Source organism: Nonomuraea sp. NPDC050680 (assembly GCF_040654555.1).
Lineage (GTDB): Bacteria > Actinomycetota > Actinomycetes > Streptosporangiales > Streptosporangiaceae > Nonomuraea.
The window spans coordinates 643,228-665,675 of sequence record NZ_JBFAIF010000002.1; the positions used below are offsets into that span (position 1 = coordinate 643,228).

At 70.0% G+C, this 22,448-nt stretch carries 16 protein-coding genes and 1 pseudogene; 6 read left to right on the forward strand and 11 right to left on the reverse strand.

The window, feature by feature from the left end:
• Window positions 1-111: 111 nt before the first annotated feature.
• From AB0H88_RS09450 to AB0H88_RS09460, 3 genes are all read right to left on the reverse strand, one after another.
• The gene (locus tag AB0H88_RS09450) at window positions 112-3,438 is read right to left on the reverse strand and encodes a chromosome partitioning protein ParA (protein ID WP_357642822.1); all 3,327 of its coding nucleotides are present in this window, start codon (window positions 3,436-3,438) and stop codon (window positions 112-114) included.
• Window positions 3,439-3,633: 195 nt separating this feature from the next.
• Window positions 3,634-5,010 carry a hypothetical protein gene (locus AB0H88_RS09455; protein WP_357642823.1) on the reverse strand — a complete coding sequence of 459 codons (1,377 nt, stop codon included), beginning with the start codon at window positions 5,008-5,010 and terminating at the stop codon, window positions 3,634-3,636.
• Window positions 5,007-6,206, reverse strand: a complete 1,200-nt coding sequence (locus AB0H88_RS09460) for a hypothetical protein (protein ID WP_357642824.1) — start codon at window positions 6,204-6,206, stop codon at window positions 5,007-5,009. Before AB0H88_RS09460 ends, AB0H88_RS09455 begins: the two co-directional genes overlap by 4 nt.
• Before the next feature lie 194 nt (window positions 6,207-6,400).
• Here AB0H88_RS09460 and AB0H88_RS09465 point away from each other — a divergent pair, with 194 nt between their 5' ends.
• From AB0H88_RS09465 to AB0H88_RS09480, 4 genes are read left to right on the forward strand one after another with little or no spacing between them, the layout of a single operon-like run.
• Entirely contained in the window at window positions 6,401-8,557 is a 2,157-nt protein-coding gene (locus tag AB0H88_RS09465; protein WP_357642825.1) for a hypothetical protein, read from the forward strand.
• Window positions 8,558-8,572: 15 nt separating this feature from the next.
• A complete protein-coding gene (locus AB0H88_RS09470; RefSeq protein WP_357642826.1) occupies window positions 8,573-9,550 on the forward strand; it encodes a MoxR family ATPase in 978 nt (325 codons plus the stop codon).
• A gap of 1 nt (window position 9,551) precedes the next feature.
• Window positions 9,552-10,628 carry a DUF58 domain-containing protein gene (locus AB0H88_RS09475; protein ID WP_357642827.1) on the forward strand — a complete coding sequence of 359 codons (1,077 nt, stop codon included), beginning with the start codon at window positions 9,552-9,554 and terminating at the stop codon, window positions 10,626-10,628.
• Window positions 10,625-12,673 carry a DUF3488 and transglutaminase-like domain-containing protein gene (locus AB0H88_RS09480; RefSeq protein WP_357642828.1) on the forward strand — a complete coding sequence of 683 codons (2,049 nt, stop codon included), beginning with the start codon at window positions 10,625-10,627 and terminating at the stop codon, window positions 12,671-12,673. Before AB0H88_RS09475 ends, AB0H88_RS09480 begins: the two co-directional genes overlap by 4 nt.
• Window positions 12,674-12,708: 35 nt before the next feature.
• On the opposite strand, the gene AB0H88_RS09485 is transcribed toward AB0H88_RS09480, so the two are convergent.
• The 5 genes and pseudogenes from AB0H88_RS09485 to AB0H88_RS09505 form a co-directional block, all read right to left on the reverse strand.
• Window positions 12,709-13,140 (reverse strand): hypothetical protein, encoded by a 432-nt coding sequence (locus AB0H88_RS09485; protein ID WP_357643160.1) that lies wholly within the window; start codon window positions 13,138-13,140, stop codon window positions 12,709-12,711.
• 137 nt (window positions 13,141-13,277) lie between these two features.
• A pseudogene (locus AB0H88_RS09490) lies at window positions 13,278-13,703 on the reverse strand (sigma factor); the annotation flags it as partial.
• 176 nt (window positions 13,704-13,879) lie between these two features.
• Window positions 13,880-14,128 carry a hypothetical protein gene (locus AB0H88_RS09495; protein WP_357642829.1) on the reverse strand — a complete coding sequence of 83 codons (249 nt, stop codon included), beginning with the start codon at window positions 14,126-14,128 and terminating at the stop codon, window positions 13,880-13,882.
• Window positions 14,129-14,363: 235 nt separating this feature from the next.
• Entirely contained in the window at window positions 14,364-16,364 is a 2,001-nt protein-coding gene (locus AB0H88_RS09500; protein WP_357642830.1) for a protein kinase, read from the reverse strand.
• 45 nt (window positions 16,365-16,409) lie between these two features.
• Window positions 16,410-17,108, reverse strand: a complete 699-nt coding sequence (locus AB0H88_RS09505) for a M50 family metallopeptidase (protein ID WP_357642831.1) — start codon at window positions 17,106-17,108, stop codon at window positions 16,410-16,412.
• Between the two features lie 253 nt (window positions 17,109-17,361).
• Here AB0H88_RS09505 and AB0H88_RS09510 point away from each other — a divergent pair, with 253 nt between their 5' ends.
• A complete protein-coding gene (locus AB0H88_RS09510; RefSeq protein WP_357642832.1) occupies window positions 17,362-17,838 on the forward strand; it encodes a nuclear transport factor 2 family protein in 477 nt (158 codons plus the stop codon).
• A 41-nt stretch (window positions 17,839-17,879) separates the two neighbouring features.
• Complete coding sequence (gene corA, locus AB0H88_RS09515; protein ID WP_357642833.1) at window positions 17,880-19,001, forward strand: magnesium/cobalt transporter CorA; 1,122 nt, start codon at window positions 17,880-17,882, stop codon at window positions 18,999-19,001.
• Between the two features lie 103 nt (window positions 19,002-19,104).
• Here the strand turns inward: corA and AB0H88_RS09520 are convergent, their stop codons facing one another.
• From AB0H88_RS09520 to AB0H88_RS09530, 3 genes are all read right to left on the reverse strand, one after another.
• Window positions 19,105-19,365, reverse strand: a complete 261-nt coding sequence (locus AB0H88_RS09520; RefSeq protein ID WP_357642834.1) for a hypothetical protein — start codon at window positions 19,363-19,365, stop codon at window positions 19,105-19,107.
• A 123-nt stretch (window positions 19,366-19,488) separates the two neighbouring features.
• Window positions 19,489-20,757 carry a hypothetical protein gene (locus AB0H88_RS09525; RefSeq protein WP_357642835.1) on the reverse strand — a complete coding sequence of 423 codons (1,269 nt, stop codon included), beginning with the start codon at window positions 20,755-20,757 and terminating at the stop codon, window positions 19,489-19,491.
• Complete coding sequence (locus AB0H88_RS09530; RefSeq protein ID WP_357642836.1) at window positions 20,754-21,866, reverse strand: ThiF family adenylyltransferase; 1,113 nt, start codon at window positions 21,864-21,866, stop codon at window positions 20,754-20,756. The genes AB0H88_RS09525 and AB0H88_RS09530 overlap by 4 nt, the downstream gene beginning before the upstream one ends.
• Window positions 21,867-22,448 lie beyond the last annotated feature (582 nt).

Below are 22,448 nucleotides of genomic sequence, written 5' to 3' on the forward strand. Positions count from 1 at the left end.
TGAGGCGAAACCATGAAGTGCTCTCCTGGAAGTCCGAAACTCCGATGTGGAGCTCCAGTTCTAGGGAGAGAGGTGTTTCCTCGGTGTTTCCTCCCTACGTCGGCCCGCTGATCAGGTGACACCCACGGGGGAGTGCTCGCTTCTGTCCACGTAGGCGGCCAATGCCCGCACGCGCTCCGCATGCTCGTCGTGCCCGACGATCACCGGTGGCTCGTTGTACGGCATCGCGTCCGAGGAGCGCCGGAGCTTGATGTACTGGCCGCAGGCGTCGATCGCGTACGGCTCCATGTCGTCCTGGAGCGCCCCGATCACTGTGATCCCGTACGTCTCGCCGATCCGCCGGAACAGCGCCACCGCCTCCCGCCGGTGCTCCTTGCCCAGGTTGCGGCCCAGCTCGTCGAGCACCAGGCACAGATGCCCGCCTCCGGACGAGGCGATCGCCGCCGCGCACACCAGCTTGACCGCCTTCTCGTCCATGAGCGCGGTGTTGGCCCGCCGGTTGTACGGGACGAAGCCCTGGCCCTCGCCGCGCCGCCACTTGGGCGTGACGCGCCATTGCCAGCGCTGCTCCGGATCCGCGGGCGCCGGTGGCACCGGGAACTCCAGCGTCGCCCCGTAACCTCCGTAGGACGTGTCGAGCTGCTCGAACTCCTCGGCGACCCGCGTGAGCCGGGACTTGATCGCCGCCGTCAGCGCCGCCCGGTGTACGGCCGTCGATCTGGCCGCCTCCTCCGCCCCCTTGTCGGCCGCGGCCAGGTCACGCTGCCTCGACACGACCTGCGCCTCGATCTGACGCCGCTGGTGCTTCTCGTATTCTTCCTGCCCGCGCAGGTAGGAGGCCAGCGAGCCGCACACCGCCGCGAACGTCGCCTGCTCCCGCGCCGTGCTCCCCCCACGCTCGGACAGCAGGAACCGCAGTTCCTCCGGGATCTCCGCGTCCTCCTCCGGGAACGTGTCGCGCAATGCCTGGTCGAAATGCCGTTCGGCGACGCGCCACCATTCCTCGGCGGTACGCGATCGTTCGCCCTCGGGCAGCGCCTTGAGCCAATCCCGTGCTCCCTCGGCGGTGCCGCCCCAGTCGGCGGCCAGCGCCTCGACCTTGAGCGCCTCCCGCTCGCCGCTCACTCTCGTCTCGTCCTGGCGCGACCGGGCCCGTTCGCCCTCGTGCCGCTGCCGCCGTCCCTCCAGGCGTTCGATCTCCATGTCCTTCGTGCGGGCCCGGAAGTCGAGCGCGGCCGCCTGCCGCTCGGCCTCCGCCACCGCGGGCGTCAGCTCCTCCAGCGCCGTCGTCAGCTCGCCCAGCCGCGCCCGCCGCCCGGCCAGCTTCGCCTCCAACTCGGCGAGCCGCACCCCCGCTTGCGCCCCCTCCAGCCGCCGCTGTCCCTCCGCGACACCTTCCTCCCCATCGCGTACGGTCTGCGCCGCGGTCTCCTGGGTGTCCTTGGCCCGGTTGAGCCGGTGCTCGGCGGCCTTGATCCGCGCCTCCCGGCCGGTCGCCTCCCCGTCGAACGCCCCCACCACGCTCACCCCGGCGGCACTCACCAGCACCGATCCGGGCAGGCCGGCCAGCGCGGCGACGGCAGCCTCAAGCCGGTCGGCGTCGACGATCACCGCATGCTCATGGGGCCAGCCCCGCAGCTCCTCCAACCCAAGCCCGCCGACCGCATCACCACGTCCGGCCGTAGCGACCGCTCCCCGGGCACCGCCGCGAGACGCGTCGCCGGTGGATCCGTCCTCGGTGCCATGGGTGCGGGCGTAGCCGCGGGCCTGCTCGGCCACGTCCAGCGCGTCCAGCAGGCCGGTCGCTCCGACACCCGCCGCCGCGAGCGCGTTGAGCTGGGCCGCGGCCGGGCCGCCCTCCGCGTCGTCCAGCGCCGCCTGGGCCGAGGCCACCTCGCGATCGGCCACGCCCAACGCCTTCAGCGCCTCGTTCAGCCGAAGCCGCGCCTCCCGCAGCTCCCGCTCGGCCGTGGGCACATCGCGGCCGTCCGAGAACCGGCGCGTCTCCTCCAGCGCCGGGATCAGGCCGCGCAACTCGTCGGCGGAGTTCTCCGCCACGGCCCGGTCGGCGTCGAGCTTGGCGGCCCGCGCCTGCATCGCGGCCAGCTCCTTGCGCGCCTCCGCCACCCGCCGATCGAGCGTGTCGTCCTTCAGCGTGGTGAGCTCGGCCTTCACCATGGAGAGCGCCTCGGCTGCCGTCTCGCCCGCGGTCCGGTGCCGTTCGAGCTCAGCGACCAGCAACTCGTCCTTGGCCGCCGCGTCGTCCAGCTTGCGGGCCTGACGCCCGCGCCAGCACCGCAGCGCGTCGGCCAGCCGGATCCGGGCCTGATCGCGCCGGTCGAACGTGGTCAGCAACGCCCTCGACTCCGCCTCGAACTCGGCCAGCCGATCGGCCGCCTGCACCGCCCGCACGCGCTTGGCGTGCTCGTCCCGGCGAGCCTCGCGCTCCTGCTCGAGCTCGGCGTCGAGACCGGTCAGGGCCGCGATGGCCTCGAACACGCGCTCCGGCGAGATCTCGTTGAGCGGCTGGGAGAGCAGGTTGGTGGCGACCTTGCTCCGGACCGAGGTCGACAGGAACGACACGCAGCGGATGCGGTCGCCGTAGAGCACCTTGGTCAGGTCGCGGGCCACCACGTCGCGGCGCCCGGCGGACTTGGGCAGCGTCGCCCACATCTCGTCGGCGCGCGCCACGCGCTCGGCTTCGGAAGCGGCGGAGGCCAGGTGCACGCCGTCGCGCCAGCGGATCTCCAGGTGGGGAGCCTCCTGGTTGACCTTGAGCCACACGGTGACGGCCCCGCCGGATGTGTCGGGCACGGAGAACAGCTCACCGTCATCCGGTCCGTCTGGCTCCGCGCTCACGCCGATCTGCTGAGACCCGGCTCCGGTGCGGGTAAGCGCCTCCGAGGGCTCCAGCGTCGCGGCCAGGCGAGACGCTGAGGGTGCGGACGCAGGAGCCGCCTCGCCAGGAGCCACATCGTCCGTGACAGAGGCGCCACGACCCGGACTGGTGGCTTGGTCCGCGTTTGGTGTGCCATGCCCTGGTTCGGCGGTCTGTTCTGAGGCGAGGTCGCCGGGAACCGGTCCGGTAGCTCGCAGGGGCAGGTCGAAGGACGCGCCGGGCCGCCCGAACACGCCGACGATGTAGCCGTGATCGGCGCTGGCCCACTGGCGGGCGCCCGCGCCACTGGCCAGCTCGGCGTTGAACAGCAGCTCCGACACCGCCTTCGCGCCCGAGGCGAAGCGCCACTGCTCGTCACCCAGCAGCGCCGTGATCGACGCGATGAACGACGACTTGCCCGCGCCGTTGGAGTCCTTGGGCCCGGCCCCCGCGACGACGATGAGCGTGCCGGGGACGGTCGGCACCGGATGGGTCGAGAGCCGTGAGATGTTGACCGCCTGCATGGCGATCAGCACCCGGTCCCCGACGACGTTCTCCACCTGCGACACCTGTGACCCCCGTAGTCCTTCCGTTTCACCGCGCAGCCCCGGCCGGGACTGACGCTTGCTGTCTGTTCAGGGCGCCGCCCCCGGTGAGCGCGGACGCTTGCTGCTTGTTCACTGCGCTACCGCGACGGGGCCGGCGCTTGATGTCTGTCGGGCCGGGATAGCCATCCGGCCGACAGGTCCGGATGGCTACCCCGCCGATCTCCGCGCGCGTACGGCCGCGGCCAGCGGGCTGTGCGGTCCGGCCGCCAGGATCAGCTCCTCCTGCAGCCGTCGCCGCGCCGCCGGGGTGAGCCGGTGGAACTGCGGTCCCGGCGCGTAGCCGCCGGCCTCCTCGCCTGCTTTGACCTGGGTCAGCAGTCCGGCGTGTCGCAGCATCCGCAGCGCCGCCTCCAGCTCGCCGATCGGCAGCTGGGTGTGGCGGCGCAGCTCGTCGACGGGAGTGGGGTGCGGCGACAGCCAGGTGTCGTCGGGCAGCAACCCCTCCGCCCGCGGGATCGCCACCGAATGCACCAGCACCAGCGTCAACACCGCCCGCTCACTCTCACCAAGCCCCGCCGCCGCTGACGTGGTCGCGGGCGCCGGGTCGGCGCGGTAGGCGTCGTCGTAGCCCGAGGTCCATCGCTCGCGGTGCTGGATCAGCGTCCGGCCTCGTCGGGCGAGCATCTCGCCCAGCGTGTGGCGGAGCGCGGGGTCGCGGAGCCCGCCGAACCGAGCCTCCAGCACCGGCTCGGCGCCATGCTCCACCGCCATGAACGCCGCCACCAGCTCGGCCCGCCGCCGCTCGTCATAGCCGCTCAGCAGCTCGTCGAACTCCGCCGCACCACCCTCGACCCGGCCCGCCACCGCTGTCGCGGGAGCCTGCGCCCGCACCCGCGCCTCGGGCGGCTGCTGCGCGGTGGGTGGTCCTTCCACGGCGGGTGGTTGCTGTGCGGTGGGTGGTCCTTCCACGGCGGGTCGTTCCTGCAGCCTGTGGGGTTCTTGCGTGGCGGCCGCCACGATGTCGGCGTCAGCGACCACCGTGAGGTCCCGTTGCTCCGGGGTGGGGATGCGCCGGACCAGCTCCTTCAGCTGGGCGTGCGACTCGACCGGCCACAGGGCGCAGCGTGGGCCCAGCGAGACCACGCCGTCGGACATGACGATCCACGCAGAGTCGTGCAGCCGGCGTAGCGCCCCGATGGCCCAGTTGCGCATCAGGTCGTCGGCCCGGCCGATCAGCGCCCGGTAGGTGTCGAGGATCAGCTCCGCCGGCGCGGGAGTGCCCGGCCATGGGTCGACGGACAGATCGGTCCAGCAGCACTTGAGCGTCGCCGCCAGCACCCGCCGGGTCTCGCCCGAGCGTTCGACCGGGACCGGGGGCACCTGGTATTCGTCGAGGAGTGACGGGGTGGCCGCGTCGGGCCACACCGGCAAAGCCTGGCCGGTGGAGTCGGGACGCGTGAGCCGTACCATCCCGGGAGGCGCGGCGACACCGGCCCCCAGCCGCAGCGGCCCGCCCGACCGCGCCCGCACGTGAGCGACCGCGTCGTCCCCCAGAGCGGCGGACTTTGATGACGAACGAGTCATGAGGAACGCTCCAGGTAGCCGTGGGACAGCCAGGCCGGCTCGCCTCCCGGCGAGATCGTGAGGTCGTCGGCCCACACCAGCCGATAAGGCAGCTCAGGCCGCAGATCGACCGTCGTCAGGTCGGCCAGCAGGCGACGGGCCGAGGGCCAGTCGGAACGGAGTATGTCGGCCAGTGCCACCCGCGACGACGCCCCCAGCAGTGACTCCGCCACCTCGGTCAGCCGCTCGATCGCCGCGTTGGGCGTGGAGTCGAGCGAGCCTTCGGGGCCCGTGTCGGCGAGGGTGGAGCGCGGCGGAGTGGGCTGGGCCGGAGCCGGGCGAGGTGCCTCGTCGACCGCGCGGGCGATCGCCGCCGGGTCGTGCCAGGGCGCCGGCGCATCGAACACGAAGCCGTCGAGCACCGCCGCGAGCCGCTCCCGCGAAGCGGTCTGCGAGAACGTGCGCCACGTCTCGGTGGGCAGCAGCGTCAGGTTGCGGGTCGTGCCCGCCGAGTCGGCCAGGCGCCCCGCCGCCCGCCGGGAGGCGTCGCTGTAGGCGTAGATGGCCGCCCGCAGGTCGGTGCAGACGCGGTCGAGCACGGGCCAGCGCGTCAGGATCGTGCCGTGCAGACTCTGCGCCCGGCGCGCGATCTCCTCGGTGCCCCACAGCTTGGGCGCCTGCTCGCGCAGCTCCTCGATCGTGCCCATGGTGAGCGTGATCAGCTCCAGCGCCCACAGCCGGAACGCCCTGGCCAGATTGGCGGCGCTCTGCCTGGCCTCCTCCATCGTGGTGCGCGGGTCGGCGACGTTGAGGTCTTCGAGCGCGAGCAGCCGGTGCATCTCCGACTGGCCGCCGTCGTCCATCATCCGCCTGATGAACATCAGCCCGACCACGCTGGTGAACGACGCCCGATAACGCAGCTGGTTGGGCTTGGGGAACACCTCGCGGATCGCGCCCAGCCCCTTGAGCACGCGCAGCCGGTTGTCGAACTGGTCGCCGGGATAGGCGCGGCAGGCGAAGCGCATCTGCTCGTGTGTCAGCCACTCCTCGCCCGCCTCCGCGAACGCCGCGAACAGCGTCTCGGCGATGTCGACCAGGGCCGGGTCGTCGACGACCGCGCCGCTGTCGCGGGCCAGCGCCGCGAACATCCGGCGGTAGGTCGACAGCACCGCCTCCTCCGAGAGGGCGGCGTCGAGGGTCAAGGGCTGTTCGGACACGGCACTAAGGTACGGCTTCGCACCGACAATCTCGGCCCGACCTGACCTGCTGCTTACCTGCGAGTAGTGCCGACCTCACGCGCTTACCTGCGAGTAGTGCCCAACCTCACGTGCTTACCTGCGAGTAGTCACGCCGCACGCTAGGGTGATCCAGGGTAATACGGGGGCAAACGTTCAGTAATCGTACGTACGGGGTGAGTGACGCCTTGCGTATCCGCGTACTGCGCGGAGACCGTGCCACGGCTGTGATCGCCGGCGCGGTGGCCGTGATCCTGGTCGCCTTGGCGGCCGTCTTCGGCGTGGGCGTCTCCAGCGCCACGCCCAAACTGGCCGACGTCGGCGCGTGGCTCTGGACCAAGGCCCGGGGCAAGATCGTGCACGTCAACGGCCTGTCCGGCGAGGTCGACGGCTACCTCGACAAGAAGTCGGCCCAGCGGCTGCGCGTCGTCCAGGACGGCTCGAACGTCCTGCTCGTCGACGACGGCAGCGGCTACGTCAGCCGGATCGAGCCCGGCCAGCTCAGCGTCGCGCAGACCCGTAACTTCGGCACAGCCGGCCTGCAACTCGTCGTCTCGGGCGCCGTCGGCTACGCGGTGGACCCGGAGGGCAAGGTCCAGCAGATCGACCCCGCCACGCTCAACTCGGTCGGCGCGCCGCTGTCGCTGCCGGGGCCGCTCGGCGCGGCCCGCATCGACGGTGGCGGGCGGCTGTGGGTGCCGGTGACCGCCAAGGGCGAGGTCGTACCGGTGACCAAGGGCGTCGCCGCGAGCGCCGTCAAGGTCGGCGAGCCGGGCGAGGAGCTGGCCGTCACGATCGCGGGCGGCCTGCCGGTGATCGTCAACACCCGCGCCGCGACCGCCACGATCGTCGGCGAGGACGGCGGCGTGGGCGAGATCACGCTGCCCAAGGAGGTCGCCCAAGCGGCCAAGGGCGGCGTGCTGGCCCCGGCCTCGACCGAGGGCTCGCTGGTGCCGCTGCTCACGCCCGGCGACTCCGGGCTGCTCGTGGTGGTCGACACGGAGTCGAACTCGGTGCTCAACACCAAGTTCACGGTGAAGGATCCGGCCGCGCTCGGCGTGCCGCAGGTGCTCGGCTCGAAGGTGTACGTCCCGGACCGCAGCACGGGCGGCCTGATCGTGTGGGACAGCGCGGCGGGCGGTCAGCCCACCAAGCTCCAGGTGGCCCAGGGACCCGGCCCGGTCGACGTGTTCGTCAAGGACGGCCTGCTCTGGGCGAACGACGAGAACGGCGACAAGGCCGTGGTCGTCGACACCGAAGGCCGCAAGCACGACGTCGACAAGGACGACTCGGACGTACCAGGACCCACCAATACCCCCAAGCCCAAGCAGACGCCACGGCCTGAGCCGACGAACACCGACCCCAGACCCGACCCGACCAGGACGGACGAACCGCGGCCGACCCAGACGGACGCCGCGGAGCCGTCGCGCAAGCCCGGCAGAACCCCGACGTCGACCCCGACTCCCTCCTCTGCCACCCGCAGCCCGACCCCCACGCCCACGCCCAGCGCGCCCACCAAACCGGGCGCCGTCAGCGCCAAGTCGGGCCCCGGCCACGTCAGCGTGAACTTCAGCCCGTCCAGCGGCGGCAAGGTCGACCGCTACACGCTCAAGGTGTCCGGCGGCGACGGCAAGACCACGCCGCAGTCGGTGGACGCCGACGGGCCGTTCCAGTTCGAGTTCTCCGGGGGGAACTGCGGCGGCGAGTACACCTTCACGGTCGTCGCCCACTGGTCGGGCGGCGAGGTGGAGTCGGAGCCCAGCGCCGGGGTCAAGCCCTGCGTGGCTCCGGGTAAACCGGCCAACTTCGCGGCCAAGCCCAAGAACCGTGGCGCCGAGCTGACCTGGGACGCCCCGGAGAGCGGCGGCGAAGGCATCACGTACGTGCTCTCCGGCGCGGCGAGCAACGACAGCGTCAAAGGCACGTCGTTCACCGCCGACGGGCTCAAGAACAACCAGAAGCACGAGTTCAAGCTCAAGGCCAAGAACGCCGCGGGCGAGAGCCAGGACGCCGCCACGGCGGACGTGGACCTGGCCTACCCGAAGCAGCAGTACCAGAACGCCAGCAACGACGACGACAACACCCTCATCCGCCCCGGCCCGTCGACGGGCGGCACTGAGACGGGGAGGATCGCGAAGGGGCAGTACATCACGCTGACAGTGATCTGCCAGGTCAAGGGCGCGGCCTACACCGACAAGTCCACCGGCAGGTCCAGCGACGTCTGGAACCGGATCGAGTCGTCGGCGGGCAACGGCTACCTCAACGACACGCTGGTGGCCACACCGGACGGGGGCGGCTTCCCGGAGGCTCCGCTCTTCGAATGCACCGACTGAGATAGGGGACCTCAGTTGTACAACGAGCAGACGCAGCAACCGCAGCAGCTCGCTGCACAGTTCGCCCAGCGCTTCCAGCTGCTGGCCCAGAACATCGAGCGCATCATCCGCGGCAAGCACGAAGCCATCGAGCTGGCCCTGATCTGCCTGTTCTCCGAAGGACACCTGCTGATCGAGGACGTGCCCGGCACCGGCAAGACCACGCTCGCCAGGTCCATCGCCGCCAGTGTCGACGCCGAGTGGCGGCGCATCCAGTTCACGCCCGACCTGCTGCCCAGCGACATCACCGGCGTGTCGATCTTCAACCAGGCGCACCAGAAGTTCGAGTTCCACCAGGGGCCGGTGTTCGCCAACATCGTGCTCGCCGACGAGATCAACCGCGCCTCCCCGAAGACCCAGTCCGCGCTGCTGGAGGTCATGGAGGAGCGCCGGGTCACCGTCGACGCCGAGCCGCACCCCGTACCCAGGCCGTTCCTGGTGGTCGCCACACAGAACCCCGTCGACATGGACGGCACGTACCCGCTGCCGGAGGCCCAGCTCGACCGGTTCCTCATGCGGATCTCCGTCGGCTACCCCGACCACGTGTCGGAGGTCGAGGTGCTCAAGGGCATGCCCACCGGGCCGCAGGTCGAACGGCTGCCCGTGGTGGCCCGCGCGGCGGACGTGGCAGGGATGATCGAGTTCGCCACCCGCATCCACGTCGCCGACCCCGTCTACGACTACATCGTCGCCCTTTGCGGCGCCACGCGCACCAACCCGCACCTGCGGCTCGGCGCCTCCCCGCGCGGCAGCCTCGCGCTGCTGCGGGCCGCCCGCGTCAAGGCCGCCGCCGCCGGACGCCACTACGTCGTGCCGGAGGACGTCAAGGCCCTGGCCGTCCCGGTCATCGCGCACCGGCTGATCCTCACCCCGGAGGCCGAACTCCGCGAGGTCACCGCGGCGCACGTGCTCGGCGAGCTCCTCGCCGGGATGCCGGTGCCGCAGGCGGCCTAAGGTGCTGACACCGCTTGGCCGGGGGACGCTCGCCGGTTGCGTGATCCTGTACGCGGCCGGGTTCGCGCTCGGCTACCCCGAGCCTGTCGTGCTGGCCACCGGCGGGGTGCTCGCGCTGGCCGCCGCCCTCGTCTGGACCGCCCCCAGAGCGAGGCTGGAGGTGCACCGCGAGGTCACTCCGCTCAAGGTGCCGCGCGGTGAGGCGGCCGTCGCGGTCCTTCACGTACGCAATCTCGGCCGCCGGAGCCTGTCGGGGCTGCGCGCGCAGGACCGGATCGGCACGGCCGAGCACACGGTCGACCTGCCCCGCCTGCCCCGGAACGCCGCCAGGACGGTGTCGTACCCGCTGCCCACCGGTGTGCGCGGCGAGATCCCCGTCGGCCCGCTCCTGCTCGTCCGCGCCGACCCGTTCGGCCTGACCCGCAGGATCAGGCGGTACGGCCAGACGGCCACGCTCCTGGTCCGCCCCCGCACGGTCGCGCTGCCGGTGCCCCCGTCGGGCAAGGCCCACCACCTGGAGGGTCCCACCAGCGACAACGCCCCCAGCGGCACGGTCACCTTCCACACCCTGCGCGAGTACGTCGTCGGCGACGACCTGCGCCACGTCCACTGGAAGTCCAGCGCGCGCACCGGCACGCTCATGGTGCGCCAGCTCATCGACGCCAGCCTGCCCACCACGACGGTCGTCCTCGACACCCGCGACCTCACCGAACTGGCCGTGGACGCCGCCGCCTCGGCCGCCGTCGCCGCCGCCCGGTCCGGCTTCCCCGTGCGGGTGCTCACGGGCGACGGGCCGCTCGCCGAGACCAAGACCGACCCTGAGCTGCTGCTGGACCGCCTCGCCCTGGTCGGGTCCGGTACGTCCGGCGTCGGCGAGGCGATGCGGCTGGCCCGCGGCGGCTCGCTGGTCGTCATCACCGGCGACTCGGTCGAGACCGCCCGAGCAGCGGGGGCACGACGGCGGTTCGACCGCATCATCTGCGTATATATCGGGACAGGTCCGCTCAGCGCGCCCGGCGTGACGGTCGTCCCCATCGCGGACCTGGCCGCGCTGCCGCTGGCCTGGGGCAGGCGATGAAGCAGCCCGCGTGGCGGCGCCTGGGGGGATTGGCGCTGGTGGCGGCCGTCACCGGGGTCGGTGGGTGGGGGTTCCATCGTGTCTTCCCCGGCACCGAGCTGCTCCTGGCCGTCGTGCCCGCCGCGACCGTCCCCGCCCTGGTGGCCGCGCTCTGCCGGCGGCGCCCCCTCTGGCTGGCGCTGGTGCTCGATCTGGTCCTGTGGTTCGCCGGGACCGTGCCGCTCTACAAGGGCATCGCTCCCGGCCTGTTCGGCGATCTGGCCGACTCGTGGCGGGCGCTGCTCACCACGCTCCTGCCCGCCCAGCCGGAGCCGCGGCTGCTGATCCTCGTGCACACGCTCGTCTGGGCCGCCGCCGTGGTCGGCGCCGAGACGTTGACCCGCACCAGGACCCGCGTGGCCGCCGCGGTGCCCGGACTCGTGGTGTACGGGGTGGCGCTGCTGTTCGGGGTGGACGGGGAGGGCTCGAACCTGCCCGTCGCCGCGGCCCTCGTGGTGCTCATCGCGGCCCTGGCCTTGCTCCGGGACGACCGGCCGGCGCTGTGGCTGCTCGCGGGCATCCCGGCCGCCGCCGCGCTGGCCGCCGTCGCCCTGGTCGCCGGGCCGCTGCTGCCCATCGCCGCCGAGCCGTACAACCCGCGCGACGGCGCCGAACTCCCGCCCCCGGTACGCGTCGACAGCGTCAGCCCGCTCGACCGCGTGTCCGCCTGGCTGCAGATCCCCGACCGGGACCTGTTCACCGTCAAGGCGGCCAAGCCCCTCAACTGGCGGCTGGCCGTACTCGACCGCTATGACGGCGTCCGCTGGACGTCCGGCGCTCGTTTCCAGCCGACGGGCGGGCGGGTGCCGGCGGGGGACTGGACGGGCAAGGCGCAGACCGTACGCCAGACGATCACGTTCGGCGGCCTGCCCGGCACTTGGCTGCCCGGCGCGGAACGTCCCGTCGAGGTCGACGGCGTGCGCGGCCTGGTCGTCGATCCCGGAAGCGGGGCGCTGCTGGCCGCGAGCCGCCCGGCCAAGGGGTTCACGTACGAGGTGACCTCGCGGGTGGCCGAGCCGTCGAAGGCCGACCTGCTCGCGGCCACGCCGGTCGACGATCCGGCGCTGACCGCGTTCCCGGCCGGGCCTCAGGAGGCGATGTTCCGCAGGCTCGCCCAGCAGGCCACCAAGGGCGCGGACGTGCCGATCAAGCAGGCGTACCGGCTGCAGAGCTACCTGCGCACCAGCGCCACCTATGACGTCACCGCGCCGCCGGGGCATTCGCTCAAGGGCCTGGAGTTCTTCCTGGAGACCACGCACAGGGGGACGTCGGAGCAGTTCGCGTCGGCGTTCGCGCTCATGGCCAGGACGCTCGGGCTGCCGTCGAGGGTCGTGGTGGGGTTCCGGCCGGGACAGGCGTCCGACGGGATTTACCACGTTAAATCTGGCCATGTCATGGCGTGGGCGGAGATCAAGTTCGACAAGCTCGGCTGGCGGCCGTTCTACCCCACGCCCGGCCGCGGCGGCGCCAAGGACGACCACGACGTGGTGTCCTCCGCTCTCAAGGAGAGCGAGGAACTGGAGGGCGAGTTCACCCAGGGCACCGTGAACAAGCCGAAGGCCGGTCAGAAGCCCACTGCGGGCGGCGGCCGCGAGCCCTCGGCCGGGCCGCCGCTGTGGGTGATCGTCCCGGCGGTGGGGGCGGGGATCCTGGTGGTGTACGCGGGTGCGGCGATGGCGCTGCCATGGTGGCGCAGGCGGGCCCGCAGGAACGTGGCGGGCGCGGAGCGGCGAGTGCTCGGTGCCTGGTGGCAGACCTGCGACGACCTCGGCCTGAAGGGGGAGCAGGCACTGACCGCCGAGGACGTGGTAGCCCGGCACCCAGCCGACATTTCCACCCACCTCCGACCACTCGCCGATATTTCCAACTTCGTCCGCTACGCCCCCGACGCTGTCGCCCACGAGGCCGCCGACGCGGCCTGGCGCCACAGCGACGCCGTCCGCCAGGCCGTACGCGCCAGAACGCCCCTCAAAACCCGCCTCCGCAAGCGCCTGCTCCTACGTTGACTCTCGGAAACCCGCGACATGAGCCAAGCCAGAGGTTAAGGCTCTTGGAGTTTCTGCGTGACCATCAGGCGGATCACTCCCTTCTCCGGCTCGTCCGCCTGCCAGACGAACCAGTCCGCACCCACCGGAGTGCTCTGCTTGGTGGGGTACATCAGGTACGGGTCGCCCGGATAGCGCTTGGGAGGGGCTTCGGTGATCAGGTAGGTGACCTTGAGGCCGCGCTTTTCGATCTCCGGCAGGACCTCGCCCACGGTCTTGCCCTCCACCCGGTACCGGCCCAGCGAGGTGTCCTCCGTGAAGGGCATCTTCGCTACGAAGTGCTCTTCGTCGTCGGGGACCAGCTCGCAGGGCGCCACCGGGTCCCGCATGAGAATCGTGCTGGTCTCGCTCCCTCCGTCGATGGGATCGACCGCAAGGGTCCAGACGAAGGTCTGGCCGGGCTTGAACAGCTTGGTGTTGATCTGCATCTGCCAGCCCGAGCCACCGTCGTCGCCGGGGATGTTCCTGGGCGCGTAATACAGGCGCTGTCGGCCCCGCCCATGGACGAGACCGTGACCCCGCTCGCCATGGCGGCGTCGGCGACCGACAGGCCGTCGATGTCCACCAGTTCGGTCACGGCCCTCAGGCTTTTGGGCAGCCCCGCGATGGCCGACAGCAGCGGGCGGGCGGCCCGTTCGGCGTCGACGCGCTCCTCTAAACGGGCGATGTCATCGGCGTCCAGCGTGCGCCGTCCGGCCGCCCTGCCACTCTTGTGCAACTCTCTGGCCGCTCTGCGCAGCTCGGAGGCCACCACGTTGCGCGCGATGCCGAACAACCACGCCGCCTCGCTGCCCCGCTCGGCCTTGTACGTGCTCCCGGTGTCGATGGCGGCCAGGAAGATCTCGGTGGTGAGGTCGTCCACCGTGTGCGGATCGGTCACCCGGCGGGCCACGAAGCGGCTCACGCGTTCGGCGTGTCTTCGGTAGAAGACCTCGAACGCCTCAGGATCCCGCATCGTGTGCAGGAGACCGTCCGATGAATTGTCTGCCATCCAGTGCGCCTTCCGCTTGCTCGGGGGCTTTCCCCTTCTTGGCGAGCAAGGGCGCAGAACATTACATCCCGGTCAGATCTCTTCAAGACGGGCGTGTTCTTTGGCAAGCGTGGGTGATGCGGGTGCTGCTCGATCCCACCATGGGGCGACGGCAGCACCCGTGTCGGGAGAACGCCTCAGTTCACGTACGCCCACATGTCGTAGGTGTAGAACATCGGGTTCTCGGGCTGGTGGGTGCTGCACCACCAGGTCTGCCAGCGTCCGGTCTCCTGGCCCGACCGGCCGAAGCTGACGCAGACGTCATAGGGCAGGTTGCTGTAGACGACTTGGAGTGTGGACGAGGCGTGCGCTGGCGTGCTCGTGGCCAGGATCGGCGTCAGAGCGGTGACCGCGAGAAGCGACAAGGCGGTGATTCGGCGACGCACCAGTTCTCCCCTCATGAAGGGCCGGAAATCGCGAGGAGCGATCACCGTGAATTGGACGCCAACGACCGCACCGCCGCAAGATCCGTTCCCGTCTGTCCCCGACGACCAGCGCGGATGCCATGAAAGCTTCATCCGGCCCTCGCGGTTGGGGTCGAGGGCGGCTGTTCTTGGCACGCCCGGGAAGGTCGAGCGCGCACACCGAGGCCACAGTGCTGCGTGTCGATCGGCACCCGATCTAGCCGTTCTTGGCGACCGCGCCCCTGACGCAGGTCGGTTTGGACCAGGCGACCTTGCTCGTCTTCGAGATCTGCAGCGGGACGCCTACCAGGAAGCAGTAGCCGGTGTCCGGATCCAGGCCGGTCACGCGGGTCGAGGTGGTGCCGGGCTGGAGGGCGGTGATCGCCTGCTCGCCCTGCCTGGCCGGGGATCGCTGGACCACGACCGGGTAGCGGGCCGACTCCTTGGGCAGTGCCCACCGTAGCTCCACCAGCGTGCTGCGGTCGGCCACCACGCGTACCCGGCGCGGGGCCAGCGCGGCCAGGGCTTCCTTGCCGACGTTCTCGGACGGCTCGGCGGTGGTCGACGGGGGCTGGGACCGTTGTGGGTCGGCCATGGGGGCTTCGTTCTGCCTCGAGAGGTAGACGGCGAACCCGGCGCCCGCGAGCGCCACGATCGTGGCGGCGGCTCCGATCACCATCACGCGGGTCCTCGCACTGCCAGACGTCCTCGTACCGCCAGACGGAAGCCCCCTCGACGCGTGCGCGGGACCGCCCGGCTGGGGACCCTGCGGTGCCGGATGGCCCTCTGCCGGCTGGCTCTGCGGGGTGGGATAGGCGCTGGGTGGATACGTCGGTTGCGATGGGTATGCGGCGCCGAATGAGGAGCCGGTCTGCGCTGGGTGCGCCGGTGGGACCGTGGCGGGAGTGCTCGACCCGTCCGTACTCAGCCGGGAACCGGTCGCTTGCGGCCCGCCGAACTGCGGGCCCGAGGGCTGGAGCCCAGCGGGGTGGTAGCCGGACTGCTGAGCGCCGGGCGGTTGCGGCGCGAAAGGGCTCTGACCAGGCTGCTGAGGTCCCGAGGGCGGGGGTGCGAATGGGCTCTGATCAGGCTGTTGAGGTCCCGAGGGCTGCGGGGCGAAAGGGCTGTAACCGGTCGGCTGCGGGCCGCCCGCCTGGGCCGCCGGGTTGGGCGCGTAGGCACCGGTCACCGGCCCGGCCAAGTGCGCGCCGATACTCGGCCCGGCCAAGTGCGCGCCGGTACCCGGCCCGGGCAGGTGCGCGCCGGTACCCGGCCCGGGTAGGTGTGCGCCCGTCGAGGGGCCGGGCGCCGGGGGCTCGGCGTTGTTCGCTGGCCGGGGAGCCGTCGAAGGCACCGGGCCGGGATCCTGCCCGACCAGGTCCGTCACCGGCAGTCCCAGCTCCGTCTGCACCTGCCGCAGCCGCTGCGCGAACTCGCGCGCCGAGCCGTACCGTACCTCCGGCTGCTTCGCCATCGCCCGCAGCACCGTCTCGAACACCACCAGCGGCACATCGGCGCGGTCGATCGGCGGCGGATCCGCGCTCAGCACCCGGTACATCAGCGGCGCGATCGACGGGTCCGTCGGGCTGTGGAAGGCGGGCTGCCCGGCGAGCAGGTGGTAGAGCGTCGAGCCGAGCGAGTAGATGTCGCTGGAGGCGGAGTGCGGCTGCCCGGTCAGCACCTCAGGCGCCGCGTGCAACGGCGTGAACGCCTGCGCCGTGGCCGAGATCTCCGCCGAGTCGACGACCCTGGCCACGCCGAAGTCGGCCACTGCCGGCTCGCCGTACCGGGAGATGAGGATGTTCTGCGGTTTGATGTCGCCGTGCAGGACCCCCGCCTCGTGTACGGCGGCCAGTGCCCCGGCCAGCTTCACGCCCGCGCGCAGCACGTCGGGCACCTGCAGCGGCCCCTCCTTGCGGACCTTGTCGCGCAGCGAACCGTTCTCGAAGAAGTCCATGGCGATGTACGGCTTGCCGGAACGCGTCACGCCGGTGTCGAACACGGTGACCACGTTCGGATGGCCGGTGAGCCGGCCGGTGAGCTGGAGTTCGCGCTGGAACCTGCGCATGGTCCGCTGGTCGACCCGGTCCACGGACAGGACTTTCAGCGCCACGATCCGATCGAGGCGCTCCTGGTAGGCGCGGTAGACGATGGCGAACCCGCCCTGGCCGGCCTGATCGAGTACCCGGTAGCCGGGCGCGTCCTCGACTGGCAGCACAGTACTCCCCCCTGTCACGGGCGAGTTTAATGTGATTTTTCCTGACTAGAGCGGATTCATGAGATAGGCGCCGGCCACCACGGACGCGCCCGCCACGAGCAGGAAGAAGAGCACATAGAAGCCGCCGGGCAGGATGGTCAGCCTGGCGAGCTGGTCGGCGTCGGAGTCACGCGCCTGCCGCCTGCGCCGCTTGCGCTGTAACTCAATGATCGGCCGCACCCCGCCGAACAGCAGGAACCAGACCGCCACCAGGGCCACGACCTGCTGAGCCTTGTCCGGGGCGTACATCGACAGGGCGAACACCGCGCCACCCGTCGCGAGCAGGATCAGCGCGCCGTACAGGTTGCGGATCAGCAGCAGCATGCAGACCAGGAACAGCAGCACGGTCCACATCAGCAACGTGATGCGTCCCTGCTCGGTCAACCACGCGGCGGCCAGCCCGAGCAGCGACGGCGCCAGGTAGCCCGCCAGCGCGGTGAGCACCATGCCGGGACCGGTGGGCCGACCTCTGGTCAGCGTTACGCCGGAGGTGTCGGAATGCAGGCGAATGCCTTCGAGCTTCCGCCGGGTGACCAGCGCCATCAGCGCGTGGCCGCCTTCGTGGGCGATCGTGATCAGGCCCCTGGACAGCTGCCAGGACATGCCGAAACTGACGATCGCGAGCGCGACGAGTGCCGAGACCACCACGACCCACGGGTCGGGGGCAGGCTGAACCTCGATCAGGTGAGCCCAGAGCTTGTCCATCGAGGTATGACCCTATCCAGGTAAAGACCCGCTCGTGCTCATAGAACAAGATTCTGCCGCCGAGGCTGGCACCGCATGCCTTTTCCGACAGGTTGGTGCTTGATCTGGTTCCTGTGGGGCAGATGGTGCTCCGCACAGATTTCCCGACAATTCCCCACTAGTACGCGCACCGGCCGGCTGCTCTTCACCCGTTCGATCTGGGAGACGACTGACCGGGGGCCGTATGCTGGCATAACGGTACAAGCATGATCTGATGGGCAAGGTGAACGACCAGCACGTGGCGCTGATCCGCGCCTTCTACGAGGCACTCGGCCGCGCCGACTACGCGGCGATGGAGAGTTGCTACCACCCGGAGGTCAGCTTCGGCGACCCGGTCTTCCAAGAGGTGGAGGGGCGGCGCCGGGTGATGGCGATGTGGCGGCTGCAGTTGGGCGTGAGCGACGGGCTGAAGTCGGAGTTCAGCGGCGTGACGGCCGACGACTTCACCGGCACGGCGCGCTGGACCTCCCGCTACACCTTCTCCGGTACGGGTCGCGAAGTGGTCAACGACATCGACGCGCTGTTCAGGTTCGAGGACGGCCTGATCGTCAGGCACCACGACGACTTCGACTTCAAACGCTGGTCCCGGATGGCGCTGGGCAGGCCGCACGGCCTGCTGTTCGGCTGGACGCCCATGTGGCGCAAGTCGATCAGGGACCGGGCGACGCGGGCACTCGACGACCTCGAGTAGAGCCTTTTGCGAATAGAGACTTTGGCTAGTAAGGGGTGGCAATGGCACGGATGAAGGGGTTCGGACGCGGTGGCGGCAGCGCCCGCGAGTCGGCGCCTGAGCACTCGATGGACCCGCGAGCCGGCGAAGAGGCCCCGTACCAGCCCACCGTCATCGACAACGCGATCTACCAGGACGGCAAGCGGGTCGACAACCCCGGCTCGCTGGCCGACGCCTTCGAACGTCTCAAGGAAGTGCCGGACAGCCTCGCCTGGATCGGTCTCTACCGGCCGAAGGACTGGGAGCTGGCCAAGCTGGCCGAGGAGTTCGAGCTGCACCCGCTGGCCATCGAGGACGCGATCGTGGGCTCCCAGCGGCCCAAGGCCGACCGCTACGGCGACATGCTGTTCGTCGTCCTGCGCGCCGCCCGCTACCTCGACGACGTCGAGGAGGTCGCGTTCGGCGAGCTGCACGTCTTCGTCGGGCCCAACTTCGTGATCACCGTACGGCACGCGGAGGCCCCCGACCTGCAGGCCGTACGCAAGCGCATGGAGTCGGACCCGGACCTGCTCCGTCAGGGCCCGCAGGCGGTGCTGTACGCCATCCTCGACGGCGTGGTCGACGGCTACGCTCCGGTGGTCGCCGGGCTGCAGAAGGACATCGAGGAGATCGAGGCGCAGGTGTTCGGCGGCGACCCGTCCGTGTCCCGGCGGGTCTACGAGCTGTCGGGCGAGGTCATCGAGTTCCAGCGGGCCACGACGCCACTGGTACGGATGATCGACGGGTTCATCGTCGGGGCGACCAAGTACGGCGTCAACGAGGAACTGCAGAGCTACCTGCGTGACGTGGCCGACCACGCCATCACGGTCAACGAACGGGTGGCCTCCTTCCGGCAGATGCTCCAGGACATCCTGCTGGTCAACTCGACGCTGGTGACCCAGGCGCAGAACGAGGAGATCGCCCGGATGACGGAGGCCAGCATCCGGCAGGGCGAGGAGGTCAAGAAGATCTCCGCCTGGGCGGCCATCCTGTTCGCCCCGACCTTGGTCGGCACCATTTACGGGATGAACTTCGACTTCATGCCCGAGACGCACTGGGCGTTCGGCTACCCGTTCGCGATGCTGCTGATGGCCCTGGTCTGCCTGATCCTCTACACGGTCTTCAAGCGCCGCGACTGGCTCTAAGGCCATTCACCCGCAATAACCGCGCATACCTAGCCATTCACCAGCTATAGGGGCGCACCGGGCCGGGATTCGCTGGCGGACGCGACCGAATTCTTCCGCCAGCTCAAGCCCCTCCTGGCCAGGACCCGAACTCGTACAGCCGTGTCTCACGCAGGGCAGCCGTGCCCGCTGGGTCGGCGTCGTTGACCATGGCCACCACGTCGGCCGCGGTGCGGCCGTGTGCCAGCCGGTAGAGCCACAACGGGCTCACCTGGTGGGTGAGCGCGAGCACGTCAGCGATCTGATCCCAGGTGAAGCCCTTCTCCCTGAGACGCTTGCTCCAAGAGCGGGCCTGGAGCAGCACCCGGTAGCCCTCGCCGGACATCCGATCCCCTTCACCTCAAAGTCGCTTACTTGAGAGGTTCAAAGGCTGAGGTTACGGCGGTGAAGCCGCTGATCAGCTGGGGGCGGTACGGGGACATATCGAGCATCGACATGTGACGCCGCCCTACGAGGAGCGGGTGGCGGGGGCTGTGCTGGGCCGACGGAACCAATGCCGGTGGCCCCGAATGAAGGTCACTACGAAGAGGACCTGGATGCCGCCTTCGATGAGCACCAGGAGCCCGGAGTCCAGCGCTAGGAGCACCGGTCCGCCGTTGAGGCCGTCGGCGATGGCGAGGAGGGCGTGCACCAGCGCCGCGATCGCGATCGGAACGCCGAACAGGGCGAGGAAGCTGAGGCTGATGGTGGCACCGAGTACGAGGAAGACGGAGTAGACGCGGGTCGCCCGCCGCTCATGGGGGGCCAGCCCGATCGTCGGGTCCGCGACAGGAGCGGGACGGCGGCGCAGGCCCGCGACGGTTCTCGCGAGCAGATACCTGGCGTAGGCGAGCCCGTCGTCGAAAAGGTTCCGGGTCCGCAGCAGATCGCGAAGAACGTAGTACAGGTCGGTGCGCATGTAGACCTGGAGCTGGAACGGAATGCTCAGGAGGACGCAGACGACGAGTGCCTGAAGGACGGCCTTCATCGGCTGAGGCATGGCCACGTGGGCGACCAGCAGGGTCAGGGACGCCATGAGAAACAGATCCCAGGCCATCCCCGCCAGATACACCCGGTAACGGGATCGCCTCGGCACGCCCCACACCGCCGTGACGTCGGTCTGCACCACCAGGTTGTGGAGGCGGGTGCCGAAGCCGATCCGCCCGGGAACGCCGAGTGACCGGGCCGCCGTCAGATGCATGAGCTCGTGCGTGCTGATGCTGATCGACATCATCACCGTGTTGACCAGCACCGTCAGGCCGACGTAGTCGCCCCAGAAGAAGTCCGTGTAGTTCGGCAGCAGATCGGGCCGCATGGCGAGGGTGACCAGTGCCGCGCCCATGACCAGCAGCCAGAGGAGTTTCATCGGCCGGCTGAAGAGCCACGCCACATGCAGCTCGGTCAGTCGGCTGAAATGGCTGCGCGGAGTGTTCGCCTCCGGATCCGGCAGCGGCTGTCCGTTGACGGAACGGACGAATCCCAGATCCGCCAGGGCTTCCACGAGCTCCGCGGCGTCGAGCTCCACCTCCTGCTCGGCTGCTATCCGCTCCTCGGTGGCGCTTATGGAGAGCCCTGCGCCCAGGAGAGTGATCGCGTCGCCGTAGGCCGCCGGCAGCTCTATGAACTCCCCGATCTCTGACCGGCCGACGACCACGACGTCTGGGTCGTCGTCGTCCGGGCGGACGATCAGCGAGTGGAAGCCGACGTGGCTGTCGGCAGTGAGTGGTGCGGCACTCACGACGTTGTGGGCCCGCAGGCGGGGCAGTCGTCGTCGTGCGGAACGTCGATGTAGTAGGAGTGATCCCACATGGCGTAGTTCCAGTGGAAGACCCGACCGCGCACCTGGGTGGGCAGGCCGCCGAGGTGATACAGGACTTCCAGCGCGCAGAGGTGCCCGCTGATGTTGGCGCTCGCCGCGACCACGGCGTTCGGGCGCTCCTCGGTGAGTGAGCGGCCGTGGGCGTTGAGCTCGCGACGGTCTTCCTGACGGTGCAGGCACGCCCAGCACCCGGTCTCGCGTGGGATCAGGGATCCGACGACGGCCATCGGCCCCGTGTAGAAGCTGACGAACCATGGTGTGCCGGTGCGCAGCGCCGCCTCGTTGGTCCAGAACATGATGTCCGGGTGCGGCTTGTCAGCGCAGAGGACGAACACGTCGCAGTCTTCCATCAGGGCGGCGATGTCATTGGACGCGCCTGCCTTGACGGTGCTGCCGGTCACGGTGACCAGACTGTTCATGGCACGTAGCCGATCCACGGCGCTGTCGACCTTTGGGCGGTCGATGTCCTGTTCGGTGTACAGGAGCTGGCGCGTGAGGTTCGGTTCCTCGACTGTGTCGAAGTCGGCGATGTGCAGAGCTCCGATACCGCTGGAGACCAGTCCGGCCGCCACGGCGGAGCCCGTGCCGCCGATGCCGAGCAGGCACACCTTGGCATCTTTGATCTTGGACTGAATGTCGTACGGAGAGCTCCGCGGAGTGGAGTCGATCCACGCGAAGAAGTTTTTGGCCGGCCTATAGCGTGCCGCCTCACGCGGGGTGAGGTTGCCGGGAAGCGGCGCGCCGGCGTCTTCGACGAATCCGTTGTCGATCAGCCCCGCGATGACCTCGCGGACACTCTGGTCATCGAAATCTGGGTGCGTCTCGGCGAAGGTGGCACAAATCTGATCGATCGTCTTGGTGCCGTCCATAAGGACGATCAGCCGGGCGATCGCGCGGTCCTCATCGTCCTGGATCTCGGAGGAGATGCCCTGCTGCATGAGACCTATGACGATGCGACCATCCGGCAAGGCCATGGGCTGATGGACGCTCTTGATGCGAGGGAAGTGCACGAGAACCTTCCAGATCACGCCGAGAACACAGGAGGGCCGGCCAGGTCCTGCCTGACCGGCCAGGTATTCGTCGGGGTCAGCCGACCAGACGGAGCTGGGTGGTCTCCACCTTCTCCAGCCGCTTGATCTTGAGGTCGATCTTCTTCGTGGGCTTCTTGTCCTCGGTTACCTGGCTTGACTTCTCCACGTTGCCTCCCCGATAGAACGAAGGGCGGTGCGCGACGAGTTACGCACCATGATCAGCGATCATAACCACAAGGTTCCGCCGACGTAAGCCCCGATTTCCTCCACCTTCGGATTGAACCGTGCAATTAGGCCGTCAGGTCGCTGAACGCCCGTTCCACCACATACCGCTCAGCTCCTACTGCCAGCGAGACGATCTCGCGCCGACCAAGTCGGGTGCGAAGGTGACGATGAGGTAGGCCACAAGGTGTGGGCGAAGATCCACACAGACCCACGCCTATAGATTCCGTCCCGGTCCGCTTGCTTTCATCCTCCTTGGGACTTCAGGCGGTGGTGTTCGTCGGTCACGTCCGCCAGCGCAGCCGCGAACGCCCTGATGACCTTGTGGTTGAGGCCGTGCATCATGACCCGACATGG

Bases quoted from the DNA above. Each gene is read 5' to 3' on its own strand.
- AB0H88_RS09455 (WP_357642823.1), bottom strand. From the start codon at position 5,010: ATGACTCGTTCGTCATCAAAGTCCGCCGCTCTGGGGGACGACGCGGTC.
- AB0H88_RS09480 (WP_357642828.1), top strand. From the start codon at position 10,625: ATGAAGCAGCCCGCGTGGCGGCGCCTGGGGGGATTGGCGCTGGTGGCG.
- AB0H88_RS09485 (WP_357643160.1), bottom strand. From the start codon at position 13,140: ATGCAGATCAACACCAAGCTGTTCAAGCCCGGCCAGACCTTCGTCTGG.
- AB0H88_RS09505 (WP_357642831.1), bottom strand. From the start codon at position 17,108: ATGGACAAGCTCTGGGCTCACCTGATCGAGGTTCAGCCTGCCCCCGAC.
- AB0H88_RS09510 (WP_357642832.1), top strand. From the start codon at position 17,362: ATGGGCAAGGTGAACGACCAGCACGTGGCGCTGATCCGCGCCTTCTAC.
- corA (WP_357642833.1), top strand. From the start codon at position 17,880: ATGGCACGGATGAAGGGGTTCGGACGCGGTGGCGGCAGCGCCCGCGAG.
- AB0H88_RS09520 (WP_357642834.1), bottom strand. From the start codon at position 19,365: ATGTCCGGCGAGGGCTACCGGGTGCTGCTCCAGGCCCGCTCTTGGAGC.